Annotated in this window: 11 protein-coding genes; all 11 read right to left on the bottom strand. The window is 49.2% G+C overall.

Annotation, left to right across the window (positions count from 1 at the left end):
• Positions 1 to 21: 21 nt before the first annotated feature.
• Positions 22 to 1020, bottom strand: a complete 999-nt coding sequence (gene galE, locus ESP131_RS04390) for a UDP-glucose 4-epimerase GalE (protein ID WP_029343345.1) — start codon at positions 1018 to 1020, stop codon at positions 22 to 24.
• On the bottom strand, positions 1021 to 2193 hold the full coding sequence (locus ESP131_RS04385; RefSeq protein WP_069940257.1) for a galactokinase: 1173 nt from the start codon (positions 2191 to 2193) through the stop codon (positions 1021 to 1023).
• Positions 2190 to 4313, bottom strand: coding sequence for an alpha-galactosidase (locus ESP131_RS04380; RefSeq protein WP_069940256.1), 2124 nt, complete (start codon positions 4311 to 4313; stop codon positions 2190 to 2192). Before ESP131_RS04380 ends, ESP131_RS04385 begins: the two co-directional genes overlap by 4 nt.
• Before the next feature lie 14 nt (positions 4314 to 4327).
• Entirely contained in the window at positions 4328 to 6322 is a 1995-nt protein-coding gene (locus ESP131_RS04375) for a beta-galactosidase (RefSeq protein WP_069940255.1), read from the bottom strand.
• A gap of 25 nt (positions 6323 to 6347) precedes the next feature.
• Complete coding sequence (locus ESP131_RS04370) at positions 6348 to 7133, bottom strand: carbohydrate ABC transporter permease (RefSeq protein ID WP_035411101.1); 786 nt, start codon at positions 7131 to 7133, stop codon at positions 6348 to 6350.
• A 13-nt stretch (positions 7134 to 7146) separates the two neighbouring features.
• Positions 7147 to 8109 carry a carbohydrate ABC transporter permease gene (locus ESP131_RS04365; protein ID WP_069940254.1) on the bottom strand — a complete coding sequence of 321 codons (963 nt, stop codon included), beginning with the start codon at positions 8107 to 8109 and terminating at the stop codon, positions 7147 to 7149.
• 72 nt (positions 8110 to 8181) lie between these two features.
• Positions 8182 to 9492 (bottom strand): ABC transporter substrate-binding protein, encoded by a 1311-nt coding sequence (locus ESP131_RS04360; RefSeq protein ID WP_053452534.1) that lies wholly within the window; start codon positions 9490 to 9492, stop codon positions 8182 to 8184.
• 30 nt (positions 9493 to 9522) lie between these two features.
• Entirely contained in the window at positions 9523 to 10005 is a 483-nt protein-coding gene (locus ESP131_RS04355; protein ID WP_069940253.1) for a hypothetical protein, read from the bottom strand.
• 221 nt (positions 10006 to 10226) lie between these two features.
• Positions 10227 to 11387: an ROK family transcriptional regulator gene (locus ESP131_RS04350; protein WP_069940252.1), complete on the bottom strand. Its 1161-nt coding sequence runs from the start codon at positions 11385 to 11387 to the stop codon at positions 10227 to 10229.
• A gap of 110 nt (positions 11388 to 11497) precedes the next feature.
• On the bottom strand, positions 11498 to 12202 hold the full coding sequence (locus ESP131_RS04345; protein ID WP_069940251.1) for a hypothetical protein: 705 nt from the start codon (positions 12200 to 12202) through the stop codon (positions 11498 to 11500).
• A gap of 107 nt (positions 12203 to 12309) precedes the next feature.
• The gene (locus ESP131_RS16995; protein WP_255415721.1) at positions 12310 to 12438 is read right to left on the bottom strand and encodes a hypothetical protein; all 129 of its coding nucleotides are present in this window, start codon (positions 12436 to 12438) and stop codon (positions 12310 to 12312) included.
• Positions 12439 to 12450 lie beyond the last annotated feature (12 nt).

Raw genomic sequence — 12450 nt, 5'->3', positions numbered from 1 at the left:
CTCTCCTCATTCTGTCTCTCTTTAACGAACGCTCGTCCGGTATCCTTCTGGATTGTGCGCATGCCAATTCCAAGCATCACGGATGATTGTTTCGATGTCGGTACGTTGTGGTGTCCAGCCGAGAACTTCTTTTGCTTTAGCGGATCCGGCGATCAAGATACTCGGATCCCCTGCACGACGTTCGATGATTCGTTCTGGAATCGGATGTCCAGTTACACGACGAGCTGCTTCGATGATTTCTCGCACGGAAAACCCTTGGCTTGAACCGAGGTTAAAGACCGTACTATCGTTGCCATTCGCTAAATAATCGAGTGCTCGTATATGGGCATCGATCAAGTCTTCAACATGGATGTAATCACGAATGCACGTGCCATCCGGCGTTGGATAATCATCGCCATAAATCGAAATTTCTGCCCGTTGTCGGTTGGCGACTTCAAGGACGAGCGGAATCAAATGTGTTTCTGGTGTATGGTCTTCCCCGATCTCTCCGGTTGCCCGTGCACCGGCGACATTAAAGTAACGTAACGCGACGTAACGTAAGCCATACGCTTGTTCAGACCATCGCATCATCTTCTCCATCATCAACTTCGTCTCACCATAGGCATTCGTTGGACGTGTTTCCGCTGTTTCGAGAATCGGCATTTGTTCCTGTTCACCGTATGTCGCTGCCGTCGAAGAGAAGACGATTTGTTTGATGTCATGAGCAGTCATCGCTTCGAGCAACACTTGTGTCCCGTAAACGTTGTTATCAAAGTAACGTAATGGTTCCGTCATCGACTCGCCGACGAGTGAAAAGGCAGCGAAATGGACGACTTGTTCAATCGTCTCTTCCGTAAAGACGCGATCGAGAAAAGCACGATCGCGTATGTCTCCTTCATATAGACGTGCTTGCGGATGGACCGCTTCACGATGTCCGGACTGCAGATGGTCGATGACGACGACATCCTTTCCGGCATCAATCAATTGATAGACGGCATGGGAGCCGATATAGCCGGCTCCACCTACGACTAACGTTGCCATTTAGATGACCTCCCGTTCGATTTCACGTGCTCCGTCACCGACCGTCGCCGTATAGAACGTCGCCGGGTAACCGATCCGTGCTTCATAATGTTCGCCGACAGCTTGTTTGAAGGCGTCGACTGCCTCGTCTTCGACGATTGCAATCGCACAGCCCCCAAAACCAGCACCTGTCATCCGTGCGCCGAGCACGCCCGGTTGTTCCCAAGCCGCTTCGACGAGTGTATCGAGTTCAATCCCTGTCACTTCATAATCTTCCCGTAACGAGACGTGTGAAGCGTTCATCAACTGACCGAACGTCGTCAGTTCTCCCGCTTCGAGTGCTGCTAGTGCCTGAAGCGTTCGTTCATTCTCTGAAATCGCATGGCGGGCGCGACGCATCAAACGTTCGTCTTCCCATGCGACTTTTGCAAATTCTGAAGTCGTCCATTGTCCGAGTGCTTCCCGTGGCGTGAATTGATTGAGATAAGCGAGTGCTGTCTCACATTCCGCCCGGCGTTCATTGTATTTCGAATCCGCCAATTCACGGCGTTTGTTCGTATTCATGATGATGATTGTATACCCCGTCAAATCGAGTGGGGCATACGTATAATCGAGCGTCTCACAATCGAGCAACAATCCCGCTCCCGCTTTTCCCATACCGATCGCAAACTGATCCATGATACCACTGTTGACGCCAATATAACGGTTTTCGACTTGTTGACCGAACCGGACGAGATCAAGACGTGGAATCTCTAATCCGTATAATCGATCGAGCAAGACACCGATGACGAGTTCAAGCGAAGCCGATGATGAAAGACCAGCTCCATTCGGGATGTCACCTTGAATCAGGATGTCACATCCTGAATCGATTCGGTACCCGGCTTCCTGTAAGACTGTAATCATCCCCTTCGCATAGTTCGCCCAACTGTGCGTCGCGTCATACGCAAGTTCGTCGAGTGCGACTTCGATGATGCCGTCTTGCTCGAAATTCAGTGAGTAGAAGCGGAAGCGTTGATCGTCTCGTTTTCGTGCGATCGCATGCGTCCCGAACGTCAACGCACATGGAAAGACGTGACCGCCATTGTAATCCGTATGTTCACCGATTAAGTTGATCCGTCCTGGTGCAAAGAAGCGATGCGTCGACGGTGAGCCAAACCGCTGTTCAAATTGTGCTTCTAACGTCTGGTCTGTCATACGATCGTCTCCTTTGATTCAAGTAGTGAGAGCGCACGGTGGACTGGCTGAATCCGCAAGCAGCGGGCTTCATAGTCCGTCGTGTATGAGAACGTCAAGCCTTGCTGCATCAAGTAAGCGCCGCTTAACGTCCGGTCCTCGACTTGATAACGCATTGCTGGGTCGAGTCCTTTGAGCTTGAAGTGATACTGGTGTGTTCCGTATTGTCGAAGTGACGCGATCGCGAGCAAGACCGTTTCTTCTTCTGATGTATACTGCATGACGCTTGGCGTCTGTTGTGTAAAAGCAGAGAGGCGGTACTGGATGCCGCGTTGAATCGTCGGACGAATCGCTTTGTATGTCTCGATCCAGCCTTTTGCTTCCGCAAGTTCATCCGTTGACCACTCGCTTAAGTTACCACCGATGCCGAGTGTACCTTGCATCGAGGAGACGAAGCGTGTCGCAAGTGGTACGTTGCGCCCATTTAACCAGTTCGGTCCGTCCGTCACCCAGCAGCTCATCATCTTCGCATTGTAGGCATACGAGAAGTCATGCTGAATTTGTAAGCGATCGAGTGGATCGGTGTTATCACTCGTCCAGACTTGTTCCGTCCGTGAGAGGATTCCAAGGTCGATCCGTCCGCCACCACCTGCACAGGCTTCGAAGTCGACCGTCGGATGCAAGCGACGTAATTCATCAAAGATTCGGTACAACGCATCGACGTGACGTTTCCATAATTCCTGTTGGCGATCCGTCTGGTCTTTTGGAACACCCGGTTCCGAGAAGGCGCGGTTCATGTCCCACTTGATGTAGTCGATTGCGTGACGCGTCAGCAAGTCATCCATCATCTCGAGAATGAACTGCTCGACTTCTGGTAATCCGAGATTCAAGACGTATTGATTCCGTGACGTCGTCCGAACCGCATCCCGTGCATGGTAAATCCAGTCCGGATGCGCCCGGTATAGATCAGAATCCGGGTTGACCATCTCCGGTTCGACCCATAGTCCGAATTGTAAACCTTGCTGTTTCACATACGAGATCAAAGGCTCTAGACCGTTCGGGAATTTTTCCCGATTGACGTGCCAGTCCCCGAGTCCCGCTTGATCGGAATGGCGTTCGCCAAACCAACCGTCATCGACGACGAACAGCTCACAACCGATTCCTGCTGCAAGATCAACGAGTTCACGTTGACCAGATTCCGTCACATCGAAATAAGTCGCTTCCCATGAGTTATAGAGAACTGGACGCTCCGTCGCACGCGGCATGATGACGTCACGCTGAAACGCATGCGCATGGGCGCTCATATCCGCAAACCCGTCCGCATAGCCGATGTAGAACGTTGGTGTCGTCAACTGTTGTTGATGTGATAGTTTCCAACTGAAGTCAAACGGATTCATTCCACCTGACAGTTGGACAAAACCGAACGCATCTTGTTCGACATGAATCGCCCAGTTGCCGGAATAAGCAAAATGTCCGTAGACGACTTCACCGCTGTCTTCTGTCGCGTCCTGCTCGAGCGCGAACCAGGGATTCGCTTGGTGACTCGTCACCCCACGCCGACTTTCAATCGTCTGACGCCCTGGTGTCACCGGTGTGATCTGTTTCTTGAACTCACCTGTCCACATGCCAGCAAAGTGATGCAGTTTTAAATTCGGTTGATGCCAGCGTCCCATCGCAAAGGACTGGGCTGCTGTCAAACGAACAGGTAATCGTCCCGTGTTTTCGACGACGATCGAACGACCGATGATGTCGTAATCGGTGAACACTTCGTACTGAACCCCGACACGCATCTCCTGCAAGGGATCAAACAGCCAGAGCGTCAATTTCGTTTCTGTCTGCTCGGATCGTTCAAACTGGAACTGGTGAATCCGTTGCCCGTCCTCTCGTTCCGACTTCAATGTCGGCTCCGTATACAACATCTCGCCGAATGGTACGAAATCGTACGTCGCGACGCCATCTGGTGATTCAAACGAACTGTGTGCGACGATCGGACTCGGTAACGCTTCATAATCATCTCGATATGGTAACTTGGCACCGAAATACGTGTGAATCAGCTTACCGTTCGCACCGATCGTGACGACGTGAGCGACCCGTTTCCCTTCGATGACGAAACGACGTCCTGCTACTTCAAAGATTGCCATGGTTCTCTTCCTCCTTACGTCGTCAGAATCAGTGTCTCAAGTGGTGCGAGCTGGACCGTTCCACGATATGTCTCATCTTTTGTCAATGCTTGGTATGTTCCGTCTAACGTGACGTCCCGCGTTTCTTTCGTGTCATGGTTCATCAAGAAGAGGAAGTCGCGTTTTTCGCCATGACGACGCACGATTTCGACTTGATCCGGCGCCTCGATCATCTCGATGCCGGCCTCAGTGAACGCTTGACGGTAAATCGTATCGATCATCGCATCATCAATCGATGAGCCGATGTAGGTAATCATTCCTTTATAGGCATTGCGCGTCACAGCCGCTACACCCTCATAGAACGTATCTTCATAGACAGCGAGCGTCTCTGCTGTCGTCGGTGTAATAAGATCACACCAGAGTCGGGCTGTTGAAGATTGTCCTACCATCTCGCCGATGCCTGTCACCTGATGTTGCTGAACGGATTGGAGTGACTCATATTCGTCGATCTCGATGCCCGCATACGGCGCGAACTTACCCGGTAACGTCGTCGGTACGACATGATTCCGTGCATCCTTAACACCTGTCCGGTACGTGAAGATGACGTGACCGCCTTGTTCCATGTACGCAATCAAGGCGTCATCGAACGTTGGATTCGTTAAGAAATAGAGCGGAACGATGATCAGTTTATAACGAGATAGATCATCACCTGGGAAGACGATGTCAGTTGCGACTTGTTGACGAACCGCTCCACCATAGAAGCGGACGAACTCCGTCCGGAAATCAAACGCATCACTGTGTGGCTGGTGTGTCCACGCCCAGACGTTTTCTTGATCGAAATAGACACCGACTTTCGCGTCATAACGGCTCGCGTTGATCTCATCGCCATACGTATTCAGTTCCGTCATGATCTGTTTGACTTCTTCGAATTTCCGCTTCGGTTTGCCGTCATGATCGATGATGCCGTGACAGAACTCCTCTGTTCCGAAATGAGCAGCCCGGAAGCGGAAGTAGACGATCGCTTCCGCTCCCCGCGCGACCGCTTGGTACGTCCAGAGGCGAATATGTCCTGGTCGTGGCAAGTAACCGATTTTGCTCCAGCCTTGTGCGCCACTCAACTGTTCCATGACCCAGAACCCTTTTCCTTGCTTCGAAGAGCGGCAAAGATCGTGATCACTCGCCATCTTCTCGAACCGGTTCGGCTCCGGTAGTCCACCCCAGACTGGGTAGTTATCGAACGCCACGTAATCGAGGTCTTGCGCCATTTGTTGCTGATTGACCGCCATGTCACTGTAGACCAGATTGTGCGTGATGAAGACGTTCTCTGGAATGTAGCGACGTAAGACATCAACTTGTAATTTGTTGTAGTACGTATAGCCGTCGGCACAGAAGCGATCGAAGTCGACGAGCAAGGATGGGTTGTGTTCCTGATAGACTTTACGCGGTACCGGGATTTGCTCCCACGCCGTGTACGTCTGACTCCAGAAGACGGTTCCCCATGCTTCGTTCAAGGCATCGAGCGTTCCGTAACGGTTCGCTAGCCAACGCTGAAAAGCAGCGCGGTCGACATCGCCGTAAGAACGATCCGATTTCTCATGCCCGTATTCATTATCCGTTTGCCACCCGATGACACGAGGATGTTGACCGTAGCGTTTCGCCATCTCTTCCGTGATTTTGACGGATAGACGCTGGTACGTTTCGCTGTGGACCGTATAATGGCGACGAGCACCAAAGCTGATCGTCACACCATTCTCATCGACCGGTAAGATTTCTGGATACTTCGTACATAACCAAGCCGGTGGTGTCGCAGTTGGTGTTCCGAGTACGATATCGAATCCTTCCGCACTCAAGCGTTCGATGACGTCATCCCAAAAGCTGAAGTCATAGACGCCTTCTTCCGGCTCCATCATTGACCAAGCGAATTCCGCGAGACGAACGACGTTGACGCCAAGTTCCTTCATCAGTCGGAAGTCTTCCTCCCATAGTGCTCGTGGTGTTTGTTCTGGATAATAATCGACTCCTAAATACATTGTGCTCCCCCTTACGCAAAAACAATTATTTTACTGCACCCGCCGTCATTCCTTTTTGGAAGAAACGTTGGAAGAAGATATAGAAGATCATCGTCGGTAAACTGATCAAAACAAGTGACGCGTAGATTTTTCCTGGATCCCCACCGAGCGCATCTTTGAAGAAACTTGGTGCCATCGTCACTGTCTGATAGGCAGGATCCGTCATGAACGTAAGAACCATCAAGTATTCGTTCCATGAGTTAAGGAACGCATAGATTAAAGCTGTTGCGAGCGCTGGTTTTGCGAGTGGTAGCATGACTTTGAAGAAGACTTCAAGAATCGTCGCTCCATCAATATACGCTGCTTCCATCAGTTCGTTCGGTAATTCATCAAAGTATCCTTTGATAAGCATCAGACCGAATGGTAAGAAGAACGCGACTTCCGCTCCGATCAGTCCCCAGTGGTTGTTCAGTCCGTCAAACGAACGGAGTGTGAAGAACAACGGAACGATCATCGAAGCGACCGGTAACATGAGTCCAGCAAGGACCATGTTGAACAAAAGGCGTTTTCCAGCAAACTCAAGCTTCGAGAAGGCAAACGCTGCGAACGCCAAAATCGTGATCGAGATGATGATCATGAAGAAAGCGACGAAGAAACTGTTGAAGACGAATGTCGGGAAGTTCGGGTTTTGCAATGTTGCGATATAGTTGTCGAATCCATTGACTCGGAGACTCTCTTTGAACATGACGAAAATCGGGAATAACCAGACGATTGACGCGAGCGCCAATACGAGGTTAATCATCCAGCGGCTTTTTTTAGATTCTACATCCATGGGTCGTTCCTCCTTAGTTATCCATTTTCTTTTGTACACGCAATTGGAAGTACGTGATGAGTAAAGCGATCGTCAGTAGGATGATGGCAACAGCACTCGAGAAACCAACTTCCTGTTGCAACATCGATTTTCGGAACAGGTATGTCGAAATAAACTCAGTCGACGATCCTGGTCCACCAGCTGTCGTGATCCAGACTAAATCGAATGTCTTCAGACCACCGATAACTCCGAGAATCGACAGAGTGAATGTCGTTCCTTTCAAGTTCGGGAAGACGATGCTCCATAGTGTCCGGAAGAATCCAGCTCCATCGATTTTTGCTGCTTCGAAGATTTCCTTCTCAATCGTCAGCATTGCCATGTAGTACATGACCATCGAAGAACCCGTCCACTGGAAGATGTTGATCGCAATGACGGAATAAAGCGCGATATCCGGGTCACCGAGCCAGTTCTGCTCGAGACTACCGAGACCGATCGCACGGAGAAATTCATTGATGTAACCAAACTGGAAGTCATAAATTTGTGAGAATGCCGCACCGAGTACGACAGGGCTCAAGACGACCGGGAAGAAGAAGACTGACTTCATTGCCGTCCGCATTGGTCCTGGTGTATGCAGGAAGTACGCCAAGACAAGACCGATACCGGCTTGGATCGTGACTGTCAAAATCGTGAAGATGAACGTATTCTTCAGCGAGAGATAGAAGTCCGGATCTTGGAACATCTCAGCATAGTTGTCGAATCCGACGAACGCTTTGTCAAACGAGATCCCGTCCCACGAGAAGAACGAGTTATAGGCGTTATAGAAGATCCCATAATAGATGAAGCTGACGACGAACAAGACGATCGGAGCAACGAAAGCCCATCCGACCAGGTTCCGCTTCATGTTCTTTTTCTTCTTTGGCGCAGGCGTACGTGTCGCTACCGGCTGGAGCGGTTCTGCTTTTGGTTTAATCGGCAATTCCTGTCGCTCTGTCTGCATATGGATTCCCCACTTTCCTCAAGTTCAAAAATTAGGAAGTGGTACGCAGGCGTACCACTTCACTGTCGAGTCTTATTTCGCTGATTGATCCGCTGCGTCTTGAACGCGCTGTAGTGATTCTTTCGGATCTTGTCCTGTTGCGATATTTTGAAGTTCCTTACCGAGAATATCGTTTAATTTCGTATCCCGGATACCACGGCTAGCAACCGCTTTTGCTAATGTATCGTTCAACATCTTGTACGATTCTTTTTCACCTTCAGATGTGAAGGCAGCGTCTGAATCGATTTTGACGTCCTTGATCCCAGGTGCCATCTCGAACTCACCCATGTAGACTTCTTGACCTTTTCCTTGGCTCATGAAGGCGATGAACTCCGCTGCACCCTCTTGTTGTTTCGACTCTTTGTTGACACCAAGTGCCATATCGATTGATGCGATGACGGGTTGCTCTGTTCCACCTGCTAAGTTCGGGAGTGGAACGAATCCGAGCTCATCGTCGATTTTCCATTTTTCTTTTTTCTCTTTTGTTGTCATCGAGTGCGCTTCCCATGAACCGATGACCCACATCGCTGCTTTTTTATCGAAGAATTGGTTCATCCCGTCATTGTATGTCGCAAGACCAAGAGCACCTTCCTGGAAGACTTTATCTTTAAAGAGGTCTTGCCAGATTTGCGCTGTTTTGACCATCTCGTCATCCGTCCACTTTGCTTCACCCGAAAGAACTTTTTGGATGTATCCTGGTGCTACTTGGTGGCTGAGGACGTTATAGACGTCGATATCGATCCATGCATCTTTTGCTCCGAGCATGAGTGGGATGACTTTGTCGCCTGAGTCTTTGATCTTCTTGACTGCGCTGACTGTTTCTTTGTAGTTCTTCGGTGGTGTCACACCGTATTTATCGAGCATCGTCTTGTTGTACATCAAGTACGCTTGACCTGTGAAACCGATCGGAACAGCGTACTGTTTACCGTCAAGTGTCGTCTGTTCGATTCCGAGCTCGACGAACTTATCTTTCCAGCCTTTACCTGCTGCTTTATCCATGTACGAATCCACTGGTACGACGCGATCCTTGTACTGTTGAATCATTGGTTCTTTCAGACCGATGATGTCTGGACCCTTACCTGACAACATGGCAACTTGTAATTGTTTTTCATAGTCTTCACTGTAACGTTTGAATTGAACGACGTATTTATCTTGCGATTCGTTGAACGCATCAACGACTGCTTTCCCCGCTTCTGGTTGTGGTGCCCAGCCCCACCATGTGACGATTGTCTTACCATCTTTCGTTTTCGTTTGTTGCTCGTCTTCGCCACCACAAGCAGCGAGAAATGCGGATAATGTTAAGACTGATGCTGCAGCAACGAGTTTCGTTTTTTTGAATTTCATGTAAGAGCTCCCCTTTTTATGTGTAAGTAGTCAAGCGTATCGTCTAGCGTTTTCCCCTTCGATTTGTGCTTTTTGGCACCATTCTTCGATCACTTTCGTCTGAATCGGCATTCCCTGTAGCTGAATCAATACACGGGCGATCAATCGAAGACGGTACGCCAGCGTATCGACGTCCGGTCGGACGAAGAGATATAACTCTCCACCGAGCGTCAAACAACCGGCAGAGCGCATGTGTTGCATGAGTGCGCGTAATTCAATGTATCCGCTCTCATTTTTTCGGATGTGTAATTCGGATGAACGGATCGTCAGGACCCCTTGTACCGATGACATCCGGAATTGAAACACACCGTCACGTCGTGGTCGGACGAGCACGATATCCTGCTCGTCTGTCGGGACATCGCCTGGACCCTGTTCTGTCATCTGTTGCGTCGACCGCTGAAAATAAAAACCGCGGATTGCTCCGTAACGCCCGAAAGCTTCACGGTACGAAACCCATGGATCGTGTGGTTCCATTGCGCGATGCCTCCCTTTCCTGCTTCAGCTTGATTAGCCCCTGCTAACCTGCATCCACCTCCACTTAGTAGACCATGAACTTAGTAAATTAAATTTATTATCTAACTTTACATCGACTATAGCACATTGTTTTTTATCTTGTAAACGGTTTCATTAAATTATTTTTGAATAACAAAACCGATTCTATCTCCTGCTGGTTCGCAAGACATAGAATCGGCTCATTAAATCGTTTGAAATAAACTGTTCGTCGCAAGAGCTGCTGCACTGAGTGCTCCTTGTTTTTCACTCCACGGAACCATCTTGACATCGGTTTCACGTGAAGCAGCGGTCAACGCCGTGTGCTCGACCCGTTCCTTGATTTGATCGACGATATTTGGTGCGAGTTCGAACATCGGTCCTCCAAGTAATATCCGACGCGGATTGAGGAGATGAATCGTGTTCAAGACACCGATTCCGATGTATTCCCCAGCTCGTTCATACGCACGAACGGCCTGTTCATGACGTTCGTTCAATCGCTTGCGCAAATCGGCAAGCGTCACGACTTGAGGATCAACGACAGCATAATCTCGTAATAAAGATTTCTCTCCGGCTAATGCCTCGAGACATCCCCGATTTCCACACGAACAAATCGGACCATCAAGATCCAGTCGCATATGTCCAACTTCCCCCGTAATATGATGTTGTCCATCGACCAGTTGTCCATCCAGCACATAGGCTCCCCCGATACCTTCTCCCGCATAAAGGTAGAAAAACTGTTCGACTCCAACACCCTCTCCGAACAATAACTCAAATGACGCGAGTGCCCGAACATCGTTTTCGATGAAGACCGGATAATCAAAGCGTGCTTCGAGATGTACCTTCAACTCAACGTCATGCAGATGGAAACGTGGTGCAAACAAGATAACACCCGTTTCCGGATTGACCATCCCGTGGACGGAAATGCCGATTCCGTGAATCGTTCCGCGCCCTTGTGTCTGTGCAATCAACGTCTCGCATAAGCGACCAATCGCTTCAATCAATTCTTCATTCGTCTCAAAGCGTCCCACGGCTTCTGACTCATAAATCGTGTTTCCACTCAGGTCCGCAACGACACCAATGAACTGGTGACTTGTTGCGTCAATCCCGATGACATATTGTTCTGTTGCGACGAGTTCGAGCATGATGGGTTTTCGTCCCCCGTTCGATACCCCAAGCTCTCGTTCCGTCACGAGTTGTTCTGCAATCAATTCACTGACGATATTTGATACGGTCGGCTTCGTCAAGTTCGTCCGTTGTGCTAACTCGACCCGCGAAATCGGTTGATGCATCCGAATCAATCGCAAGACGAGCGCTCGATTATAGGAACGCATCCATTTAGAATTACGCGGTGTTTCTTTCGCCATGTCCCCCTCAACCCCTTTGGTCTGTCTCTTTACTATCTTCGCATATTTTGTAAGGGATTTCACGGTCTCACACAAAAACCGTTCATCTGCTGAACGGTTTTTGTGCACTTTCATGATTCATCATACGGTTGTTCCAAAATCAAGACACGTGAACCATCCGGATTTTCTGTCAGTTCGATCTCAACGATTGCCTGTCCAACAAGTAACACGATCGGTAAAGACGGATCATGATTACGGAAAAAGCCGATTTTTCCGTGATACGTATCCATGTAATCCGCATAAAGAAATGTGCCGTTGACGTGTAATTCATCCTTCGTCGGATTAAACGTTAAACGTGGGACACCATACCAAGCTTCTCCATTCAAATACAGTAATGGACGCTCTCCGACTGCTTCATTCATCGCTCGTCGGACTTCGATTGCTCCCGTCGTATCGTAATACAATCGATCCTGACCACGTGTTGCGATAACAATCGGATGTTTCTGATACAAGACGACTTCTAAAATTTCGTCTGCTTGTTCAACGAAGTAACCAGTCTCATCCGACTGAGCAAAACTAATCGTGTACAGTTGCATCCAGGAAACGATATCCGTCACTTGAACCGGTTTATGGAAAAGCGCAGAAACGAGCAGTGTTTCTTGCGGTGTCACAATCAGATTGACGGAGATATCCGCTAAGCGGATCGTCCGGATTTGTGTCGACGGATACGTATGATCATAGCTTGGAACAAGCATCGCTTCGTAATGATCATCCTGCTCGACCAATTCAATCGATGGCATGCGTCGATCAAAATCCGCAATTTGAATTCGTTTCATCCGACATCTCCTCTCACTTTCTCTCACAGCCTCACGCAAGTTATTACCCAATATCTGGTTTTCGTGCACTCCCCTGAATTCAAAAAACCGGAACGCATGCGTCCCGGTCATTGTAGATACAGATCATATAGTAGATATAGAATGCCTCCGACGATAATTAAAAATGAGAAGATGCCCGCTTTCCCAAAAAAGACGCGATCGACGGTTTCATCCCGTTCGAATCTTGGCTTCGTCATACAGTACCGCTC

Source organism: Exiguobacterium sp. U13-1 (genome assembly GCF_001750115.1).
GTDB lineage: Bacteria > Bacillota > Bacilli > Exiguobacteriales > Exiguobacteriaceae > Exiguobacterium_A > Exiguobacterium_A acetylicum.
This window is presented reverse-complemented; position numbering and strand designations above follow the sequence as displayed.

Bases quoted from the DNA above. Each gene is read 5' to 3' on its own strand.
- galE (WP_029343345.1), bottom strand. From the start codon at position 1,020: ATGGCAACGTTAGTCGTAGGTGGAGCCGGCTATATCGGCTCCCATGCC.
- ESP131_RS04385 (WP_069940257.1), bottom strand. From the start codon at position 2,193: ATGACAGACCAGACGTTAGAAGCACAATTTGAACAGCGGTTTGGCTCA.
- ESP131_RS04380 (WP_069940256.1), bottom strand. From the start codon at position 4,313: ATGGCAATCTTTGAAGTAGCAGGACGTCGTTTCGTCATCGAAGGGAAA.
- ESP131_RS04375 (WP_069940255.1), bottom strand. From the start codon at position 6,322: ATGTATTTAGGAGTCGATTATTATCCAGAACAAACACCACGAGCACTA.
- ESP131_RS04370 (WP_035411101.1), bottom strand. From the start codon at position 7,133: ATGGATGTAGAATCTAAAAAAAGCCGCTGGATGATTAACCTCGTATTG.
- ESP131_RS04365 (WP_069940254.1), bottom strand. From the start codon at position 8,109: ATGCAGACAGAGCGACAGGAATTGCCGATTAAACCAAAAGCAGAACCG.
- ESP131_RS04360 (WP_053452534.1), bottom strand. From the start codon at position 9,492: ATGAAATTCAAAAAAACGAAACTCGTTGCTGCAGCATCAGTCTTAACA.
- ESP131_RS04355 (WP_069940253.1), bottom strand. From the start codon at position 10,005: ATGGAACCACACGATCCATGGGTTTCGTACCGTGAAGCTTTCGGGCGT.
- ESP131_RS04350 (WP_069940252.1), bottom strand. From the start codon at position 11,387: ATGGCGAAAGAAACACCGCGTAATTCTAAATGGATGCGTTCCTATAAT.
- ESP131_RS04345 (WP_069940251.1), bottom strand. From the start codon at position 12,202: ATGAAACGAATTCAAATTGCGGATTTTGATCGACGCATGCCATCGATT.
- ESP131_RS16995 (WP_255415721.1), bottom strand. From the start codon at position 12,438: ATGACGAAGCCAAGATTCGAACGGGATGAAACCGTCGATCGCGTCTTT.